Source organism: Sphingobium sp. OAS761 (genome assembly GCF_024168485.1).
Lineage (GTDB): Bacteria > Pseudomonadota > Alphaproteobacteria > Sphingomonadales > Sphingomonadaceae > Sphingobium.
The window spans coordinates 312,874-331,712 of the sequence record NZ_JALJVY010000001.1; the positions used below are offsets into that span (position 1 = coordinate 312,874).

At 64.4% G+C, this 18,839-nt stretch carries 23 protein-coding genes and 1 pseudogene; 11 read left to right on the forward strand and 13 right to left on the reverse strand.

Annotation, left to right across the window (positions count from 1 at the left end; all coding sequences use genetic code 11):
* The first annotated feature begins 63 nt into the window (after nt 1-63).
* From J3E64_RS01585 to J3E64_RS01595, 3 genes are all read left to right on the forward strand, one after another.
* Nucleotides 64-1,050, forward strand: a complete 987-nt coding sequence (locus J3E64_RS01585; protein WP_253338896.1) for a threonine/serine dehydratase — start codon at nt 64-66, stop codon at nt 1,048-1,050.
* Between the two features lie 93 nt (nt 1,051-1,143).
* Entirely contained in the window at nt 1,144-1,614 is a 471-nt protein-coding gene (locus tag J3E64_RS01590) for a (2Fe-2S)-binding protein (RefSeq protein WP_253338898.1), read from the forward strand.
* Nucleotides 1,611-3,794, forward strand: a complete 2,184-nt coding sequence (locus J3E64_RS01595) for a xanthine dehydrogenase family protein molybdopterin-binding subunit (protein ID WP_253338900.1) — start codon at nt 1,611-1,613, stop codon at nt 3,792-3,794. Before J3E64_RS01590 ends, J3E64_RS01595 begins: the two co-directional genes overlap by 4 nt.
* A 32-nt stretch (nt 3,795-3,826) precedes the next feature.
* Here J3E64_RS01595 and J3E64_RS01600 read toward each other — a convergent pair whose 3' ends face one another.
* The 4 genes and pseudogenes from J3E64_RS01600 to J3E64_RS01615 form a co-directional block, all read right to left on the reverse strand.
* The gene (locus tag J3E64_RS01600) at nt 3,827-4,588 is read right to left on the reverse strand and encodes a TIGR02186 family protein (RefSeq protein WP_253338902.1); all 762 of its coding nucleotides are present in this window, start codon (nt 4,586-4,588) and stop codon (nt 3,827-3,829) included.
* Entirely contained in the window at nt 4,588-5,502 is a 915-nt protein-coding gene (locus J3E64_RS01605; RefSeq protein ID WP_253338904.1) for a sulfite exporter TauE/SafE family protein, read from the reverse strand. Before J3E64_RS01605 ends, J3E64_RS01600 begins: the two co-directional genes overlap by 1 nt.
* Before the next feature lie 57 nt (nt 5,503-5,559).
* Complete coding sequence (locus J3E64_RS01610; RefSeq protein WP_253338906.1) at nt 5,560-6,621, reverse strand: hypothetical protein; 1,062 nt, start codon at nt 6,619-6,621, stop codon at nt 5,560-5,562.
* Nucleotides 6,618-7,556, reverse strand: a pseudogene (locus tag J3E64_RS01615) (glycosyl transferase family protein); the annotation flags it as partial. The gene J3E64_RS01610 and the pseudogene J3E64_RS01615, both read right to left, overlap by 4 nt.
* A gap of 68 nt (nt 7,557-7,624) precedes the next feature.
* On the opposite strand from J3E64_RS01615, the gene J3E64_RS01620 reads away from it, so the two are divergent.
* On the forward strand, nt 7,625-8,098 hold the full coding sequence (locus J3E64_RS01620; RefSeq protein WP_253338908.1) for a hypothetical protein: 474 nt from the start codon (nt 7,625-7,627) through the stop codon (nt 8,096-8,098).
* Nucleotides 8,099-8,135: 37 nt separating this feature from the next.
* Here J3E64_RS01620 and J3E64_RS01625 read toward each other — a convergent pair whose 3' ends face one another.
* Both J3E64_RS01625 and J3E64_RS01630 read right to left on the reverse strand, forming a co-directional pair.
* Complete coding sequence (locus J3E64_RS01625) at nt 8,136-8,306, reverse strand: DUF1508 domain-containing protein (protein ID WP_253338910.1); 171 nt, start codon at nt 8,304-8,306, stop codon at nt 8,136-8,138.
* 639 nt (nt 8,307-8,945) lie between these two features.
* Complete coding sequence (locus J3E64_RS01630) at nt 8,946-9,902, reverse strand: IS1595 family transposase (protein WP_253338912.1); 957 nt, start codon at nt 9,900-9,902, stop codon at nt 8,946-8,948.
* Nucleotides 9,903-10,008: 106 nt separating this feature from the next.
* Here J3E64_RS01630 and J3E64_RS01635 point away from each other — a divergent pair, with 106 nt between their 5' ends.
* On the forward strand, nt 10,009-10,233 hold the full coding sequence (locus tag J3E64_RS01635) for a DUF6471 domain-containing protein (RefSeq protein ID WP_253338914.1): 225 nt from the start codon (nt 10,009-10,011) through the stop codon (nt 10,231-10,233).
* A gap of 68 nt (nt 10,234-10,301) precedes the next feature.
* On the opposite strand, the gene J3E64_RS01640 is transcribed toward J3E64_RS01635, so the two are convergent.
* Both J3E64_RS01640 and J3E64_RS01645 read right to left on the reverse strand, forming a co-directional pair.
* Complete coding sequence (locus J3E64_RS01640) at nt 10,302-11,162, reverse strand: hypothetical protein (protein ID WP_253338916.1); 861 nt, start codon at nt 11,160-11,162, stop codon at nt 10,302-10,304.
* Nucleotides 11,163-11,231: 69 nt separating this feature from the next.
* Complete coding sequence (locus J3E64_RS01645) at nt 11,232-11,726, reverse strand: glycosyltransferase (RefSeq protein ID WP_253338918.1); 495 nt, start codon at nt 11,724-11,726, stop codon at nt 11,232-11,234.
* Nucleotides 11,727-11,808: 82 nt separating this feature from the next.
* Here J3E64_RS01645 and nhaA point away from each other — a divergent pair, with 82 nt between their 5' ends.
* Complete coding sequence (gene nhaA, locus J3E64_RS01650; RefSeq protein ID WP_253338920.1) at nt 11,809-13,026, forward strand: Na+/H+ antiporter NhaA; 1,218 nt, start codon at nt 11,809-11,811, stop codon at nt 13,024-13,026.
* Nucleotides 13,027-13,129: 103 nt separating this feature from the next.
* Nucleotides 13,130-13,309, forward strand: coding sequence for a hypothetical protein (locus J3E64_RS01655; RefSeq protein WP_253339413.1), 180 nt, complete (start codon nt 13,130-13,132; stop codon nt 13,307-13,309).
* 8 nt (nt 13,310-13,317) lie between these two features.
* Here J3E64_RS01655 and J3E64_RS01660 read toward each other — a convergent pair whose 3' ends face one another.
* Nucleotides 13,318-13,716 carry a low affinity iron permease family protein gene (locus J3E64_RS01660; protein ID WP_253338922.1) on the reverse strand — a complete coding sequence of 133 codons (399 nt, stop codon included), beginning with the start codon at nt 13,714-13,716 and terminating at the stop codon, nt 13,318-13,320.
* A gap of 63 nt (nt 13,717-13,779) precedes the next feature.
* On the opposite strand from J3E64_RS01660, the gene J3E64_RS01665 reads away from it, so the two are divergent.
* From J3E64_RS01665 to J3E64_RS01680, 4 genes are all read left to right on the forward strand, one after another.
* Nucleotides 13,780-14,109, forward strand: a complete 330-nt coding sequence (locus tag J3E64_RS01665) for a hypothetical protein (protein ID WP_253338924.1) — start codon at nt 13,780-13,782, stop codon at nt 14,107-14,109.
* Nucleotides 14,110-14,255: 146 nt separating this feature from the next.
* Nucleotides 14,256-15,455 carry an ADP-forming succinate--CoA ligase subunit beta gene (gene sucC / locus J3E64_RS01670; protein WP_253338926.1) on the forward strand — a complete coding sequence of 400 codons (1,200 nt, stop codon included), beginning with the start codon at nt 14,256-14,258 and terminating at the stop codon, nt 15,453-15,455.
* 113 nt (nt 15,456-15,568) lie between these two features.
* Nucleotides 15,569-16,318, forward strand: coding sequence for an electron transfer flavoprotein subunit beta/FixA family protein (locus J3E64_RS01675; RefSeq protein ID WP_253338928.1), 750 nt, complete (start codon nt 15,569-15,571; stop codon nt 16,316-16,318).
* On the forward strand, nt 16,315-17,244 hold the full coding sequence (locus tag J3E64_RS01680; protein ID WP_253338937.1) for an electron transfer flavoprotein subunit alpha/FixB family protein: 930 nt from the start codon (nt 16,315-16,317) through the stop codon (nt 17,242-17,244). Before J3E64_RS01675 ends, J3E64_RS01680 begins: the two co-directional genes overlap by 4 nt.
* Nucleotides 17,245-17,315: 71 nt before the next feature.
* Here the strand turns inward: J3E64_RS01680 and J3E64_RS01685 are convergent, their stop codons facing one another.
* The 4 genes from J3E64_RS01685 to J3E64_RS01700 form a co-directional block, all read right to left on the reverse strand.
* A complete protein-coding gene (locus J3E64_RS01685) occupies nt 17,316-17,660 on the reverse strand; it encodes a glycine zipper 2TM domain-containing protein (RefSeq protein WP_253338938.1) in 345 nt (114 codons plus the stop codon).
* Nucleotides 17,661-17,767: 107 nt separating this feature from the next.
* Nucleotides 17,768-17,971: a hypothetical protein gene (locus tag J3E64_RS01690; RefSeq protein ID WP_253338940.1), complete on the reverse strand. Its 204-nt coding sequence runs from the start codon at nt 17,969-17,971 to the stop codon at nt 17,768-17,770.
* A gap of 115 nt (nt 17,972-18,086) precedes the next feature.
* Entirely contained in the window at nt 18,087-18,290 is a 204-nt protein-coding gene (locus J3E64_RS01695) for a hypothetical protein (protein ID WP_253338942.1), read from the reverse strand.
* A gap of 266 nt (nt 18,291-18,556) precedes the next feature.
* Complete coding sequence (locus tag J3E64_RS01700; RefSeq protein WP_253338944.1) at nt 18,557-18,769, reverse strand: cold-shock protein; 213 nt, start codon at nt 18,767-18,769, stop codon at nt 18,557-18,559.
* Nucleotides 18,770-18,839 lie beyond the last annotated feature (70 nt).

Sequence of the window (18,839 nt, forward strand, 5' to 3'; positions counted from 1 at the left end):
CGCCGGACCAGTGCCGCGCGACCGGCCCGTTGCGGGGGCCGGGGAAAGCGCTAGGAAAGGGGCATGACAGACGATCCCGCCATCCGTTTCGACGACATAGTGGATGCCGCGCGGGCCATAGCGCCCGCGGCGGTGCGCACGCCGCTGATCGAGAATATGCGCCTCAACGAACAGTGCGGCCGGCGTGTTCTGGTGAAGTTCGAGGGCGCGCAGCACACCGGGTCGTTCAAGTTTCGCGGCGCCTATAACCGGCTGGCGCGGCTCGACCCGGCGGAGCGTGTGGCCGGCGTCGTCGCCTGGTCGTCGGGCAATCATGCGCAGGGCGTGGCGGCGGCCGCGCGGATGCTGGACATGCCGGCCACCATCGTGATGCCGGCCGACGCGCCCGCTATCAAGATCGCCAACACCCGTGCCCTGGGCGCCGAAGTCGTGCCCTATGACCGCTTTACCCAGAGCCGCGAGGAGATTGCCACCGGCCTGGCCAGGCGGCGCGGCGCGGTGCTGGTGCCGTCCTTCGACGATCCGTTCGTCATCGCCGGGCAGGGAACGACGGGGCTGGAGATCGTGGCGCAGGCGCGGGAAGCGGGTGCCGACATCGGCCAACTGCTCGTCTGTTGCGGCGGCGGCGGCCTGTCCGCCGGGGTCGCGACGGCGGTCAAGGCACTGGCGCCGGAGGTCGATATCCACACCGTCGAACCGGCCGCGTTCGACGATACCGCCCGGTCGCTGAACAGCGGCGTGCGCGAAGGTGTGTCGCGCGATGCGCGGTCGATCTGCGACGCGCTGATGGCGCCCAGCCCCGGCGCGCTGACTTTCCCGATCCTTCGTGCGTTGGCATCGGATGGCCTGTCGGTCACCGACGACCAGGTACGCGATGCCATGCGCTTCGCCTTCTCGACACTCAAGCTGGTGGTGGAACCCGGCGGCGCCGTGGCGCTGGCCGCGCTGTTGGCGGGGATCGCGCCGCCGAGCGACCGGCCCGTGGCCGTGGTCCTGTCGGGCAGCAATGTCGACCCGGTGGATTTTGCCGCGATACTGGGCGGCGACTGAAAGGCGGTGAATCGGCGCTGCGGAACACCGATCCTGCTGGACAGGAGCGTGCAGATCGGCATCTAATCGCGTCACCGCAACATGGGGGTAGGCATGGCGATCAGCTTCACGGTGAACGGGGAAAAGCGGCGGGTCGACGGCGATCCGGCCAAGCCCCTGCTATGGGCGCTGCGTGAGGATCTGGACATGGTCGGCACCAAGTTCGGCTGTGGCGCCGGGCTGTGCGGCGCGTGCACCGTTCATCTGGACGGCGTGGCGGTGCGGTCCTGCCAGACACCGGTGGGCGATGTGGCGAACATGGCGGTCACCACCATCGAAGGCGTGCAGGCGAGCGATGCGGGCAAGCGCGTCGCGGCGAGCTGGGTGAAGCTGGACGTGCCCCAGTGCGGCTATTGCCAGGCGGGCCAGATCATGAGCGCGACGGCGCTTCTGGCACAGACGCCCCGGCCCAGCGACGAGGAGATCGACGCGGCGATGATGGGCAATCTGTGCCGCTGTTCAACCTATGTCCGCATCCGCGCCGCCATCAGGGACGCCGCCGGCATCGCGGAGACGCAGGCATGAGCGCCGCCCTTCTTTCGCGCCGGGGCTTCATTTCCGCGTCGCTGCTGGCGGGCGGCGGCCTGCTGTTCGACCTCCGGCTGGCAGTGGCACGGGCGGCGGACGGGTCGCCGGTGGTCCTGACCGCCTTCATCCGCATATTGCCCGACAATCGCGTCGTCATCGGCGCGAAGAACGCGGAAATCGGGCAGGGCGCCAAGACGATGCTGCCGATGCTGATCGCCGAGGAACTGGATGTCGACTGGAGCCAGGTAACCATCGAACAGACCCATGCCGACAGCAAGATTTTCGGCGGGCAGAGCGCGGGCGGCAGCCGGACGACGCCGCGCGAATGGCTACCCACGCGGCAGGCGGGCGCGGCGGCGCGGGCCATGCTGGTCGCGGCTGCGGCGCAGGACTGGGGCGTGGCGACCGGAACGTTGCGCACCGGCGGCGGCATGGTGCGCGATCCCGCTTCGGGCAAGACCGCCAGCTACGCATCGCTGGCCGCCGTGGCGGCGAAACTGCCCGCGCCCGATCCGGCGACGCTGACGCTCAAGGACGCGGCCGATTTCCGTATCATCGGCCGGTCGATAGGCGGCATCGACACGCCGGCCATCGTCGCGGGCAAGCCTTTGTTCGGCATCGATTTCAAGCTGCCGGGCATGCTCTATGCCGTGCTGGAAACCTGCCCTGCTTTCGGCGGGACGTTTTTGTCGGCCAATCTGGACGAGGTGAAGGCCTTGCCCGGTGTCGAGCGGGTACTGACGATCAGGGGCGACGGCACACCCGAATCCCTGTTCGACGGTGTGGCGATCCTGTCCCGCAGCTGGTGGAGTGCGAACAAGGCGCGCGAGGCGCTGAAGGTCGAATGGGACGCGGGCGCGGTCAGCGGCTTTTCGAGTGCCGGCTATGCCCGACAGGCGGCGGAAAAACGCCTGGCGAAGGCGGACGCCGACATCATCCGCACAGGCGATGTGGATGCGGCCTTTGCCGGCGCTGCGAAAACAGTCAGCGCCGACTACAGCTACCCCTTCCTGGCGCATGGCACGCTGGAACCGCAGAACTGCACCGCGCTGTTCGCCGATGACGCGATCGAAATATGGGCGCCCACCCAGAATCCCGAAAGCGGACGCGCGCTGGTGGCCAAGGCGCTGAATCTGCCGCCCGACAAGATCCGGATCAACTTCACCCGGATCGGCGGCGGGTTCGGACGGCGGCTGATGAACGATTATATGGTGCAGGTCGCCGCCATCGCCGCGCAGGTGCCCGGCGTGCCGGTCAAGCTGCTGTGGAACCGGCAGCAGGATATCCAGCGCGATTTCTACCGTCCCGCCGGATGGCACGGTTTCCGCGCGGCGCTGGACAAGGACGGCCGGCTGACGGCCTTTCACGACCATTTCGTCACGTTCGGCAAGGACGGCAAGCCGGTGCGCGCCGCCGAATTGTCCGCCACCGAATTGCCGGCGGGCCTGATCGATCATGTGCTGCTGGAGCAGAGCTTCATCGCCACCAACATGCCGACCGGCTGGCTGCGCGCGCCCGGTTCGAATGCCATCGCCTTCGTCTACCAGGCATTTCTGGACGAGGTGGCGCTGGCCGCCGGCAAGGATCTGCCGACCCTGATGCTGGACCTGCTGCGCCAGCCGAGGGAACTGGATCGCGGCAAGAACGCGCCGCCGTTCGTGACGGCGCGGGCGACGGCGGTGATCGAGAAGGTGCTGGCGATGGCGGGTTGGTCCGAACGCGCCGCGCTGCCCAAGGGCACGGGCAAGGGCTTCGCCTTCTACTACAGCCATATGGGCTATTTCGCCGAAGTGGTGGAAGCGGTCGTCGCCGACGGCCTGCCCCGGGTGAAAACCGTCTGGGTCGCTGGCGATGTCGGCAGCCAGATCATCAATCCCCTCAACGCGCTGCACCAGGCGCAGGGATCGGTGATCGAGGGGCTGGGCCAGGCGCTGGCCGGGCAGCAGGTCACGCAGGCGGACGGCGCGGTCGAGCAGGCCAATTACGATACCCATCCCTATATGCGCATCACGGATGCACCGGAGATCCATGTCGAATTCGTCCGGACCGACTATCCGCCCACGGGGCTGGGCGAACCGGCATTGCCGCCGGTCATCCCCGCGCTGGTGAACGCGATTCACGCGGCGACGGGGAAGCGCGTGCGCGCTTTGCCGATCACGGCGGAGATGCTGGCCTGAACAACCGGCGGCGCGCGCGGGCACCGGGGCGATCAGATGCGGCGGGCGATCGCCCCGGCCGCCCAGCCCATGCCGAAGGCGACGGCGATGGCGGTCAGGCCGTAGAAAAACGACCATTGTTCCGCCGCCACCGCCATGAAGCGTTCGAAACCGGATTTGCGCACCGTGATGTCGCGCACGGCGGCGGCGACCACCCGGCCGTCCTGCACCAGGAAGGTTTCGGCGGTATAGTCGCCCACGATCACGCGCGCCGACAGGGGCAGCCGCGCGCGGTAGAGAAGGCCGTCGGTGATTTCGACCGCGCCCGGCCGTTCCACGAACAGCCCGGCCCGTTCGCGCAGGTCCACCAGCCCGGCCTGAAACCGCTTTAGTTCCGCGCTCTCGTTGAGGGACGAGGGGGAGAGTTGAAGCTTGTCCACGCCCAGTTCGTAGATGGCGGCGGTGCGTTCGTCCACGATCTGGCCGATGGGCCGGGACGAGGCCATGGCATAGAAGCTGGGCGCGGATTCGAAACGGGCGCTGTCGGCATTGACCCAGATGCCGGCGACCTTCTGCTTTTCGCGCATGGTGATGGACTGTTCCGGCCCCTTCAGCACGACCACGATGTCGGCCGGCTTGTCGGGCTTGCGCCCGTCGGGATAGGCGATGGCGCCGAACAGCAGCAGGTCGGCGCCGGTGAAGCTGTACTGTATCTCCACGTCGCGCTGGGACACGTCGGGCACGAGCTGCGGCTCGTCCGCGCCGGCAAGCAGCAGCAGCGCCGGCAGCAGCGCCAGGCGGGCGCGGACGCCCATCAGCGTACCCCGATCGTGTAGATTTCGTCGGGGCGCCAGGCGAGGCCCAGCAACATGCGCGCCGCGACCAGCAGCACGATCGCGGCGAGCAGGACGCGCAGATATTCGGGACGCAGCTTCATCGACAGGCGCGTCCCGATCTGGGCGCCTGTCACGCTGCCGATCAGCAGCAGCATCGCCAGCACCAGATCGACCGCCTTGGTCGTCATCGCGTGCATCATCGTGGTCGCGGCGGTCACGAACAATATCTGGAACAGGGACGTGCCGACCACCGACTGGGTCGTCATGCCGAGCAGGTAGAGCATCGCGGGCACGAGGATGAAGCCGCCGCCGACGCCCAGCAGCATGGTGAGGATGCCGGTCGCCATCCCCAGCAGCAGCGGGGCGAGCGGCGAGATGTAAAGGCCCGAGCGGTAGAAGCGCCAGCGCATCGGCAGGGCCGCGACCAGCGGGTGATGCCTGCGCTTGCGGGCCTGGGCCTTGCGTCCGGTCTTCAGCGCGATCAGCGCCTGAATGGATTCCTTCGCCATCAGGCCGCCGATGCCGCCCAGCATCAGCACGTAGAGAATGCCGATCACCGTGTCGATCTGGCCCAGGCTCTGCAACAGGCGGAACAGCAGCACGCCCATCCCCGCCCCGGCGACGCCGCCCGCGATCAACACGCCGCCCATGCGAAAATCCACCGTGCCGCGCGCCATATGGGTGACCACGCCCGATACGCTGGCGCCCGTGACCTGCGATGCGGCGGACGCGGCGGCGACTGTAGGCGGAATGCCGTAGAATATCAGCAGCGGCGTTGTCAGGAAGCCGCCCCCCACGCCGAACATGCCGGACAGCAGGCCGACCACACCGCCCAGGCCGATGATGACGAGCGCGTTCACCGACAGATTGGCGATGGGCAGGTAGAGATCCATGGCATGTCGGCCTAATAGCAAAGCGCGGCGATATAAAGACGCTAGCGCCGGGCGGACTCAAAAATCGGCGGCGATCGTGACGGCAAGGCCGGACACCGGGCGGGCATGACCGGCGACCCGCTGTCGCCATTCGACGGAAAGGCGTGCGGGCATCCGTGGCAGGGGCAATCGAAGCCGGATTTCGGGGCCGATGTCCAGGCGACCGATGCCCGGTTGTACCCCGCCGGACAATGTCGCGCCGATGCGCAGCCCGGTGCCGGGCAGCGGATGCAGCAGCGACAGCTTGCCGTCCACGAATATATCGCGCTGCCGCAGTCCGACCACGCCCGCCTGGGCATATCCGTCCGCCGCGATTCCGGCGGTCACGGGCGTAGGACCGAAGCCGCCGACCGCCATCAGCGCGAAGGCATCCCGCCCGCCTTTGCCCAGGGCAATCCGTCGTTCGGCCGCGATACTGACGGGAATGGCGCTGTCGGGTTGCAAGGCGATCCCGGCCGCGAGTTCGGGCGCGGCGGGCTGTTCCAGGGCGACGCTCGCGCGTGCGTAGGCGCTGGCGGGGGCATGGGCGCCTGCGGTCAGGCGATAGGCGATGCGTGTGCCGGCTTGCGACGCACCCAGTCTTCCGGCGGTTGCGATGTCGGTGACATCGCTGTGATCCGGGCGCCAGAGCAGCCAGGCGCTGGCCTGCCAGCGATCGGTCGCGGCGCCGAGAGGAGCGGGCAGCGGCGGCCCCATGGCGGGGAACCCGATCGGCCTGCCCAGGCCGACCGGCCGATCATCGCCATAATGGCGGTTGGCGAAGGCGACGGAGAAATGGATGAAGTCGAGCAGGTCGACCGGTGCGCCGACATTGATTCGGGCCAGAGGCGCGGCTTTGATCCACGCGCCGGGAACCGGCGTCGCCACGGCCGCTCCCGCGCGCGCGCGCAGCGGTCCTGAAGGCGATGCGGGGAGGAGGAGCGGCGGCCGAACCACAACCTGCCCCGTCGATGTCGTGCGTGTGCGGGCCATGTCGGGCGGCAATGGCAGGTCCGGATCCGACGCCAGACGAATGCCGATCCAGGCAAGCATCAGCAGGGCGAAGAAACGCAGTGGTCTTCCCCGCCCGGCGCGCGTCACGGCTCGGTTCGCAGGTCTGGAAAGCGATGGCGCGTCTTGTCCCAGCGCAAAGGCGCGCCCAGCAGCGAGCGCACATAGAGGGTTACGGCGCGCCGGGCCGCCAATATCGCGATATAGTTGGCGATGACCGTGCGCGGGATGGCGGCCAGCCCCTGTCGCCACCCATAGATACGGCCGCTGAAGATGGCGCGCATCAGCGTCCGCCAGCCCATCAGCCCTCCGTTGAGCCACAGCAGCGCGACCATGGACGGAGGCACGGGGCGGGCGGGCACGGGCATGAATAGCGCCATCACCAGCAGCAATGCCCAGAGTAGCAGCGCGACATAGGCCGCGAACAGGACCAGGGCCGCCATCGCCGCACGCCGGTCGCGCAGGCGCATCCACCATTCGGCAGGGCCGCCGCGCCAGCCCAGCCGGTCCCATCCGGCGAGCGAGATGCCGACCATCCAGCGGGCCTTCTGGCGCACGGCCGCGTCGATTCTGTCGGGGAAATATTCACGCGTCGCGACCAGATCGCCGGTCGCGTCGCGCATCCGTACGAAAATGCCTCGCCCGCCCAGGTCGCGGATGCGCAGTCCCGCTTCATAATCCTCCGTCAGCGAGGACGGGTCGAACGGCCCCGGTCCGTCCTTGTCCGCCAGACGGGCGAGCATGCCCCGCGCGAAGGCGCAGGCCACCCCCGCCGACGGGACCGACGCTCCCAGCGCTTCGCGCACGGTCAGTGCCTTGCCATGGCTTTCCGCGAATTCGTCGCCATAATGACCGGCGATCGCCCGCGCCAGCCAGCGGCCCCGGCCGGGCAGCGGCAGGACGGGCAGTTGCACCAGTGCGAACCGGTCGATCAGCAGGTCGAACAGGCGGATCTCGTCGGCATGAACCACGTCTTCGGCATCATGCAGCAGGATCGCCTTGTATCGGAATCCGGCGGCATCCTCCGGCATTATGTAGCAAACGCACCAACGTAAGGATAGATGCAATCGCCCGCGTTGCGTAATGTCATCATATGAAACTCGTTGTGCATGGCCTGATCGACAAGCGGGCGGAGATCGTCGGGAAGATAGAGGCGCTACAGGCGCAGCTTGCCCAGCACATGGCGGACCTGGACAGCCTTGAGCGCTCCATCCGCATATTCGAACCCGACATCGACCTATCAGACGCGCCGGTCAAACCCGTGCCGCCGCCGAACGCTGCCTTTCGTGGCGAGGTTCAACGCTTCCTACTGGACACGATCCGCAAGAGCGACGTCGCATTGACGACGCTGGACCTTGCCAGACTGGTGATGGAGGTGCGGGGCCTGAATACCTCCGACAAGGCCCTCAGGAAGCTCATAGCGACGCGCACAGGGCACAGCCTCAAGAAGCTGCGGGACAAGGGCTTCGTGTGCTCTGAGAAAGCCGCAGCGGGCGGGCTGCTGCGATGGCAGCTAACCGGGAAGCCGGGGGAGCCTACGGGCGAATGGCGGAATGGGAGTGGGTGAGGCGCGTGCCATCTAAGACGGAACGCGCCTCGCCTCTTTACTCGATAACGGGAGAGTTATACGAGCCTTTCAAAAGGTTGATGCCGTTTATGGCATCCTGCTTATTCCAGTAGCCTTCTGCACTGTCGGCGATGGTGCGGCCGTTAGAGGACACATAACGCCACCGCCACTGACTAGCTGCATCTTTGTAAAGCTTGTAATAGGCCATGGGAGGCCCTTTCATGTCAGAGTTCAAAAAATATCTGGTGAGCTATCGTCATGACGGTGCGCAATGGAACGTAGAACTACAGGCCACATCTTTTGAGGACGCAGAGCGCCGTCTCGGTCAACTTACTTTTGGCCGAGTGGACGGAGAGCTTATCGCTTCCGTGCCAAGTTCGTTTGGTCCATTGGCGATGTTTGCAGCGAGAGTCAGAAACCTGCTCTCAGGTGCAAACCGATAGCGCCGTCTTAATTTGAAATGGGAACTAGCGTCGTTTCCTTTCGGGCCTAGAGGCTCCGAGGATGTTGACGAGTGTATCAGTCTGGGCTATATGCCGCTTCGTGATCACAAGCGCCAACGGCCCTCGGAGCCGGTGGTATTGCAAAATGGGCTGGTAGGGATTCGCACTCCCTGCCGGCCTATTTTTGTCTCTAGCCGATTTTTGATTCGTTGCCAATACGGTTTCATCTTCTCAACGATTTGAGGGGCCGTACAGGCGAAACTTTGTTTGGGGGCGCCCTACCCTATTGGCGGTTGTTGCCGCCCCTCCAAGGGTGCTTAACGGGCAATCTATGGCATAAATTGTGGGGCAGGGACGGATTGCGCCTGAGAATTGTTCTCAACACGTTAATGTTCGCAACTTGTTCATGCGCTGCGCTGCCAGTAACCCTTCCACTGGCGGCTAACCCGCGAAGCCATCGCCGCAGCCGTCACCATCGCAGCCTGTCCACCGTTCGCAACGCGGCGATTATCTTCGCGCCAAGAAGCCTCACCAGCGTAGGCGTTCAGATAGGGGCCAGCGATATGATGATGCGTGCCGACTTCCATGCGGCGCAGACGGCTGAAATAGCTTTCGGCCTGATTGGTGCAAACGCCCTTGTCCATGAAACGGAACGAGTGATTGACCCGGCCAGTCTCATAGGAGGCGTGAAGCACGTCCCACGCGCTGCCTTCGTCGGCATGGACGATAGCGCCTTCCTCGACCACAGAACGGATGAAGGGGACGCCCTGAGCCTCTGAGCCGGTGACGGTCGAGAGAGTGCGGCCATCACGCTCGCGGGCCACGACGACGACCTGACGCTTTCCTGTCTTGTTCTCCAGTAGGCGGCGGTCCTTACGGTCGGCCTTCTCGTTGGCGGGCTTGCTATAGCCACCGAAATAAGCACCATCGACCTCGACAACGCCGCCGATGGTCGCACCCATATTCTCGCGGGCCATGGCTTCGCGAAGCTTGTGGGTCAGGACGAACGCCGTCTTATACTGGCAATCCAGATCCCGGCTCAATTGCAGGGCGGCGACACCCTTGGCGCCGTTCACGAAAATGACAATCGCGGCCAGCAGGTCGGTGAAGGACATTTTGCGGCTGGCGAAGATCGTGCCGCTGGTGACGCTGAACTGGTGATAGCAGGCAACGCACTTGAACTTGCGGCGTGACGTGATGTTGTAGGTTTCGACGCAGCCGCAGCGCGGGCAAACCGCTTCACCGTCATTCTCCGGCCAACGCATTTCGCAGAAGGTCCGGTAAGCCTTGTCCTCACCCATGGAGAAAACAGCCTTGAGGCTGATCGTGCGGGCCTGGGCAGAGAGGAGAAAGTGCTGCATGTCATCGTATCCGTTTCTTATGCATTGCATATAATGGCATTCATGCACTATTGTCAATGGAAAACGTATCGTATATGATGCACATAACATCATAGGAGATACGACCATGCCTAAGACAGCGAAGGATTGGGAAGATCAGGTTAAGGGGCTGCTCAAGGCTGAGCTGAAGCGCCGTGGGCTGTCCTATGCCGACCTGGTGGGAAAGCTGGCCGACATAGGAGTGATGGACTCTGAGCCGAATATCAGGAACAAGCTGAGCCGGGGCAAATTTACAGCGGTGTTTCTGGTCCAATGTCTGGAAGCGATAAGAGCCGACACGTTGCGGTTATAGGGGCATCACTTGCCGCAATCGCCGTATTGAGCGGGACGCTTACTTACACCTTCCATATCGGCGAACTATCAGGTCGTAATGATGCTCAAGCCCAAGGCTACGCCGCCGCCTATCCCTATGACACCAGCAAGCAAATAGCCGATTGCTGGGCCAAACCCGATACGACCGCCATTCAGGAATGCGTAGCAAGCGCTATACAAGCCAGCCATGAGGCACAGCGCAGCGAGGCCGATCTTAGCGCCCAACGGCAGATGTCCGATTGGGCTTTTTGGGCTTTGATAGTCGGCATCGCAATGGCCTTCATTACGACGATAGGCACTTATCTGATATTCCGACAAGTTGAGCTTACCCGTAAGGCCGTTGAAGACACCGGAAACGCGACTGATGCGATGTTGGAAGCCAACGAAATTGCTAGGGCGCAATCTAGTCCATACATTATGCTCGAAGATATACAGGTATCTTATACGCGCCAATGGGACAGTCTTATCGAAGAGTTCATGGGCTACATAGATAGCACGTTTAGATTTAGGAATGTCGGCGGCTCCGTTGCTATAGTTGAACGATACCAAATGAAAATAGCCGCGATGCCCTACATGGGCAGAACAGGTTTTAGTTGTGGAGGCGGTGGGATACCCACCAATTTTGCCCTGCAAAGCGGGGATGTTTCCGAGATTATGCGTGGCGCGGGGGGTGGCTTCAACCATAGTTCGCTGGCCAAATATTTCGAAGGCCATGATCCTCGGCGCTGTATCGTTGAGGGATGGGTCCAATGCCGGAATGTTCACGGCGTTAGCCGTAGATATCCGTTCAAATATCGCACGCAAATGCAAGACGGGGAAGTAATCTGCCTCCCTATGACCGATCCCGTGGCTTGGCGGGAATACCAAACACCCAAGGATGAGCGAGATCGCTTTTACTAACTCGATCACGCTACACCACCATCTGCGATACGTCCGCCATCGCAGGAAAATACAGACGTAATCGCGTTGGTGCGTTTGCTACATAATGCCGGCATCCTCCTGCGCGATCATGGCCCGCCAGAGCAGGTTCAGGCAATCGGCCTTGGTGGTCGGGCCGGGGCAGGAATTGACGGCGAGCACCAGGCGCGGGTCGTCCTGCGCCACCGATGCGATGGCATCGATCGTGGCGGGATCGTTGGGATAGGCGCCGACGAAGATGCGATACCGGTCATGGCCCCAGCGGGACAGCGCATGGCGCAGCATCGGTGCGATAACCTCCGCCTCCTGCCAGGCGGGGACGAATACCGCGATCCGGCCAGGATCGCTTGAAACAGGCAGGAAAGCGGTCGTCATCCGGGGAAATCGTGTATAGACGGCTGCGTCGCGCCACGCCTTGCGGGCCAGGAACAACAGGTCGACGATCAGGTCGTCGATGCCACCGATGGCCAGCCCGACGGCGGCGAAGAGCAGGATTTCATGGTGCAGTGCGGCAAGCAATGCGACCGGATTGTCCCCCAAAGGCTTGACCCCCATGCCCAATCAGGGAAGAGGATGCCACTGGTCCCTGTCGCTTCCAAGCGAATTGCAGCCGCTCCGGCAAAGGAATTTCCGCACGATGCAAAATCGCCCCGCCTCCATCCTCCGAGAATTCCTGGCCGGGGAGGCCGGTGGCGCGATCCTGCTGATGGCGGCGGCCGCGCTGGCGATGCTGCTGGCGAACCTGCCGGGCGAGGCCGGCCATATCTATCATGACATGATCCACGCCGAACTGGGGCCGACGCTGTCGTCCAAGCTTGGCGCGATGACCGTGCATCTGTGGATCAACGATGGTCTGATGGCGATCTTTTTCCTGGTCGTCGGGCTGGAGATAAAGCGCGAGTTCCTGGACGGCGGGCTTTCCACCTGGGACCGGCGACGGTTGCCCATCCTGGCCGCCGTCGCCGGCATGGCGGCACCCGCTATCGTCTATCTGGTGGTGACCGGCGGCGACCCGGCGCTGATCCGGGGATGGGCGATACCGGCGGCCACGGACATCGCCTTCGCCATCGGCGTGCTCGCGCTGCTGGGCGACCGCGCGCCCGCGTCGCTCAAGCTGTTCCTTACCGCCGTGGCGATCGTGGACGACATGGGCGCGGTCGCGATCATCGCGCTGGTCTATACCCAGGGGCTGGACCTGCCGGCGCTGGGCGCAGCGGCGCTGGTGCTGGCGGCGATGTACGGAATGAACCGGGCGGGGGTGAAGGCGCTGTCGCCTTATCTGATCGGTTTTGCCCTGCTGTGGTACTTCACGCTGCTTTCCGGGGTCCACGCCACCGTGGCGGGCGTGCTGGCGGCGATCACGGTCCCGATCCGCTGCACCCCCGGCGCGCCGGATGCCGTCGACAGTCCGCTGCACAAGCTGGAACACCGCGTTCATCCTTGGACCGCCTATCTGATCGTGCCGCTGTTCGGCTTCGTCAATGCGGGCCTTACCATCAACGGCGCCACATTGGGCGCGCTGCTGGCGCCATTGCCGCTCGGCGTCGCGCTGGGGCTGTTCCTGGGCAAGCAGATCGGCGTGTTCGGCGTCATCTGGGGCGCGGCGCGGCTGGGCATCGCCGAGCGGCCTGCCGGCGCAAGCTGGGTCCAGCTCTACGGTACCGCGATGCTGTGCGGTATCGGGTTTACCATGAGCCTGTTTATCGGCGGACTGGCATTCCCGGCCGATCCGCTGCTGGTGGAGGAAGCGAAGGGTGGCATATTGATGGGATCGATCCTGTCGGCGCTTGCAGGGTTCGCCGTCTTGCGCTGGGCCGCCCCGACCCCGCGCCGGGTTGCGGCGGTGGCGGAATAGACGATTTCGATCCTGCGTCATTCCGTGATACAAGGGTGTCTGCCGGTCGGGCCATGTGGTCACGGTCAGGCCAATCAATCTCTTGCGCTGACAGGAGGGCGAAATGAGTATGGAGACGGACGTAAACTACCTGCTGTGTCGTCAGCAGATATCATTGTTCCGCGCGCAGGGTAGCGCGTCGCGGGAGGTGCGCGCAGCCTATGAAGGCATGGCGCGCGGATATGGCGAGCGCATCGACGCCTATCGCCGCGAAAATGTAAAGCTGACCGCGCACGCGCACTGACTGGCGGTTCAACGCCGCCGGATCAGCCGGTCGAACGCCAGTCGATGGGTTTCGTCGTCGCCGCATTCGCGTTCGATGACCCGTTTGATGCTTTCCAGTTCGGTTTCGGTCAGATGCTCGATACCGATGAAGTCGTTGCGCGCATTGTCGATCGCGCGGATCAGTTCGTCCAGCTTCGCTTGGATGGCGGCCCCGTCACGGTTCTGCGCATTCTGGATCAGGAACACCATCAGGAAGGTGATTATGGTCGTCCCGGTGTTGATGACCAGTTGCCAAGTGTCGGAATAATCGAACAGCGGCCCGGTCACCACCCAGACTATGATGGTTCCGAACGCAAGGATGAAGGCGAAGGGCTGTCCGGTCCATCCGGCAACCCGATGGGAAAGAGCGGTGAAGAACCTGTCCATGAACCGACTCCGTCCATTACGCCATTTAGCTTCTGTTCAGCCGCCTCTTGCCATGACGCGGCGATGATCGCCACTCCCGCCTTGCGCCCGCGCCGTTTCCTTTCGACAGCCCTTGTCCTGTTGGCCGGCTGCGCCAGCGTGACGCCCGAATCGCGCCTGCGTGCCGGGCTGCTCGATGCGGGCCTTTCTCCCCGGATGGCGGGATGCATGACGCAGCATATGGTCGACCGGCTGAACCTGGCACAGTTGCGCCGGCTCCAGTCGCTGGCATCGCTCCGCAAGTCCCACTTGGGCGAGATGACGGTCGACAGGTTCCTGTACAAGGTGCGGGCGCTGGAGGATCCGGAGATATTTCTGGTCACCAGCAAGGCGGCGATCCGCTGCGCGATCTAGCGCCAATCCGCAATAAAATGGCGGCCGGGGCGTTTTCCGATTTGCAATTTTGCAAAGTGATTTTGCGAAATCTGGCTGGCCTTCGAAAATGGGCTGTGCTTTAGCGGGCATCGATACGGCGACACCCGAAAAGGACGGTACGACCCATGAATATTCACGAATATCAGGCGAAGGAACTGCTCGCGAAATATGGCGCGCCGATCGCGGCGGGCTATGCCGCCTTCTCGGTCGATGAGGCTGTCGAGGCCGCCAAGAAGCTGCCCGGGCCGCTCTATGTCGTGAAGTCGCAGATCCACGCCGGCGGCCGTGGCAAGGGCAAGTTCAAGGAGCTCAGCCCCGAAGCCAAGGGCGGCGTCCGCCTGGCTTTTAACCTGGACGAGGTGAAGGCGCACTCGGCCGACATGCTGGGCAACACGCTCGTCACCATCCAGACCGGCGAAGCGGGCAAGCAGGTCAACCGCCTCTACATCACCGACGGTGCCGACATCGCCAAGGAATTCTACCTTGCGCTGCTGGTCGATCGCGCCACCAGCCGCGTCGCCTTCGTCGTGTCAACCGAAGGTGGCATGGACATTGAAGAGGTCGCGCATTCCACTCCGGAGAAGATCCACAGCTTCTCGGTTGACCCGGCTTCCGGTTTCCAGCCGCACCACGGGCGCGCCGTCGCCGCCGCGCTGGGCCTGACCGGTGATCAGGCGAAGCAGGCCGCCAAGGTCGCCTCGTCGCTCTATGCCGCGTTTCTCGACACCGATGCCGAGCAGATCGAGGTCAACCCGCTGGCGCTGACCGAGCAGGGCAAGCTGCTGGTGCTCGATGCCAAGGTCGGCTTCGACGGCAACGCCATGTTCCGCCACAAGGACATCGCCGAGCTGCGCGACCTGACGGAAGAAGACCCGGCCGAGGTGGAGGCGAGCGAATATGACCTCGCCTACATCAAGCTGGACGGCAATATCGGCTGCATGGTGAACGGCGCGGGCCTGGCCATGGCGACGATGGACATCATCAAGTTGAACGGCGAATTCCCTGCCAACTTCCTGGACGTCGGCGGCGGCGCCAACAAGGAAAAGGTGACCGCGGCCTTCAAGATCATCCTGAAGGACCCGGCGGTGAAGGGCATTCTCGTCAACATCTTCGGTGGCATCATGAAGTGCGACATCATCGCCGACGGCATCGTTGCCGCCGCCAAGGAAGTGAACCTGTCGGTTCCGCTGGTCGTGCGTCTGGAAGGCACCAACGTCCAGCAGGGCAAGGACATTCTGGCGGCTTCGGGCCTGGCCATCGTCCCGGCGGACGATCTGGGCGATGCGGCCAAGAAGATCGTGGCGGAAGTGAGGAAAGCAGCCTGAGGCGCGCTTTCGCCTGATCAGTGACACCAAGGGGTGCGGGTGGTCCGGGAACGGACTGCCCGCGCCCGTGTCCGCATTGGCGGGCATGGCGTAAATGAAGGAAGGATGTTGAAATGAAGATCCTTGTGCCCGTGAAGCGGGTGATTGACTATAATGTGAAACCGCGCGTGAAGGCGGACGGGACGGGCGTCGATCTTGCGAACGTCAAGATGAGCATGAACCCTTTCGACGAGATCGCGGTGGAAGAAGCGATCCGCCTGAAGGAAAAGGGCGTGGCGACCGAGGTGATCGCCGTTTCGATCGGTGTCGCCAAGGCGCAGGAAACGCTGCGCACCGCGCTCGCCATGGGTGCCGACCGGGCGATCCTGATCCAGACCGACGATGAGGTCGAACCGCTTGGCGTGGCCAAGCTGCTCGCCAAGGTGCAGGAAGAGGAAGGCGCTGGCCTGATCATCCTGGGCAAGCAGGCGATCGACGACGACAGCAATCAGACCGGCCAGATGCTGGCCGCGCTGCTGGGTCTGCCGCAGGGCACCTTTGCCTCCAAGGTCGAGGTCGAGGGCGACACTGTCAGCGTCACCCGCGAAGTCGATGGCGGTCTGGAGACGGTGAAGCTCAACACACCGGCGATCATCACCACCGACCTGCGCCTCAACGAACCGCGCTATGCGTCCCTGCCCAACATCATGAAGGCGAAGAGCAAGCCGCTCGCGACCAAGGCGCCCGCGGATTACGGCGTGGATACGAGCGCGCGTCTGGAAACGCTCAAGGTCACCGAGCCGGCCAAGCGCTCGGCTGGCGTGAAGGTTGCCGATGTCGATGAACTGGTCGCGAAGCTGAAAGCTCTGGGAGTTGCCGCATGAAGACGCTTGTCTGGGTTGAACATGAGGGCGGCGCCGTCAAGGACGCGACCCTTTCCGCCGTCACCGCTGCCGCGAAGCTGGGTGAAGTGCATCTGCTGGTTGCCGGCGCGGGCGTCGACGGCGTGGCCGCCGAAGCCGCGAAGATCGCCGGCGTGGGCAAGGTCCATGTCGCCGACGACGCCGCTTTCGGCCATGCGCTGCCGGAGAATGTAGCGCCGCTGGTCGTCGAACTGATGGGCCATCACGACGCGTTCGTCGCGCCCGCCACCAGCAACGGCAAGAATATCGCGCCGCGTGTGGCGGCCCTGCTCGACGTGATGCAGATCAGCGACATTCTGTCGGTCGAGAGCGAAGACACCTTCACCCGCCCGATCTATGCCGGCAATGCGATTGCGACCGTCAAGTCGAAGGACGCCAAGATGGTCATCACCGTGCGCGGCACGGCTTTCGAGAAGGCGGCCAAGGAAGGCGGCAGCGGCACGGTGGAAGCCGTGGCCTCGACGGGCGACAAGGGCATCTCCTCCTTCGTCGGCGCAGAGATCGCCAAGCTGGAGCGTCCGGAGCTGACCTCTGCGAAGGTGATCGTGTCGGGTGGCCGTGCGCTCAAGGACGGCGAGACGTTCGAGCAGGTCATCTTCCCGCTGGCGGACAAGCTGGGCGCGGCAGTCGGCGCGAGCCGCGCGGCGGTCGATGCGGGCTATGTGCCCAACGACTATCAGGTCGGGCAGACCGGCAAAATCGTGGCGCCGGAAGTCTATATCGCCGTTGGTATCTCCGGTGCGATCCAGCACCTGGCGGGCATGAAGGATTCGAAGACCATCATCGCCATCAACAAGGATGAGGACGCGCCGATCTTCCAGGTCGCGGACGTCGGGCTGGTCGGCGACCTGTTCAAGGTGGTGCCGGAACTGACCGAGAAGCTGTAAGGTTTTTCATCGGCATGCGAAAAGGGCGCGGGATCGACGATCCCGCGCCCTTTTTCGTAGGCTTGAAGCGTCTATTCGCAGTTGATGTCGTTCTTGTCGATGGCCCTGCCGGCCAGTGCGCCGCCGCCTGCGCCAAGGATGGTGCCAAGCGTCTTGGAACCGCCGGGCGCGATGAGGTTGCCCAGCACGCCGCCGGCGATGGCGCCGACGATGGTGCCGGTGGTGCCGTCGTCGCGCTTGCAATAATAGCGGCCGTCATTGTCGCGGTAGATATAGTCGTTGTTGCCCAGGCGCCGGTGATGGGCACCGTGTGGACGGGGGGCGGGGCGGTTGTACCCGTTGCCATAATTATCGGTGGCACAGGCGCCGAGCGGCATCATCGCCACCATGGCGACCGCGATCAGGGGTTTGCGCATAACTTTTTCCTTTTGTTCATCCTCTGCCCCGGGACAGCTGTAACGCGGTCCCGTGACCAAGGTTGCGCGCCGGACGGGGCGGGGTCGCCCGATCCGGCCGGCCCGGGTCAGTTGGGCAACGGATGCGCAGGAGTGGTCGCGGTGCCGGCGGGCACGGTGCCGATGCCGGTGTCCTGCGACTGCGCAAGGCTGGTGCGGGCATCGTTGTAGCGGGTGACGAGATCATTCTTGAACTCGGTCAGCTTGCCCTCGTCATAGAGCTTCTTGCCGACATAGCCGGCGATGGCGCCGAAAATCAGGGTGCGGATCATGCTAATCTCCTCGGTGGATTTGGAGGAGATAACCGGCGGCGGCGCGGCAGGTTCCGGAGCGGACCGCCCGTGCGACACATTCCGCCAGGCTTGCGACAAACGGCGGAGGGCCGCGTCAGAGCATGGGGGGCGGCGCATCCTCCCGATCCAGTCCGGCTTCGCGGCGGGCGCGGTTGCGTTCGCCCAGATCCTGCCGCTGGGCCATGGCGAGAAAGGCGGCTTTGGATCGCAGCGCGCGGTCGCGGACGTTGGCGAGCGTGGCGGCGGCGGCTTCGTCATGCGCCTTGGCGGCGAGCGCGCGATAATCGGGATTGGCCATGGATCGGTTTCCTTCCATCCCCCGCAGGGGCGGTTTCCGGTCGGGCTGCGCCGGGCCGACCGCTCCATCGGTGTGTGATGGCATGTCTTCGGGGTTTCGGGGCGTTATGACCCGATGCGAAAACAGGCCGTAAAATGGGCCGGGCGCCATGGAACACGACGCCCGGCCGGCCCACACCGCCCCTGACGCCGCGAAGCGGAGGGGGCGGGGGCCTTTCGGGTGCGGGGCGGGGCGGCACGCGGCCCCCCTGCGCCCCGCCGGGCCGGTTATTCGGCGGGCTGGATGTTCACGGCCGCCATCTTGCCGCGACGGTCCTGCTCCAGATCGTAGGAGACGCGGTCCTTGTCACGCAGGGTCGCGAGACCCGCACGCTCAACGGCGGTGATGTGGACGAACGCGTCCGGGCTGCCGTCATCGGGGGCGATGAAGCCATAGCCCTTGTCGGCGTTGAAGAATTTGACAGTTCCGGTGATGCTCATGATGAGTCCTTCTTTCGTTGCGGCCCGTCCCGTGTGAACGGGCCAAGGGCTAAAGGGGCAGGGAAAGAAG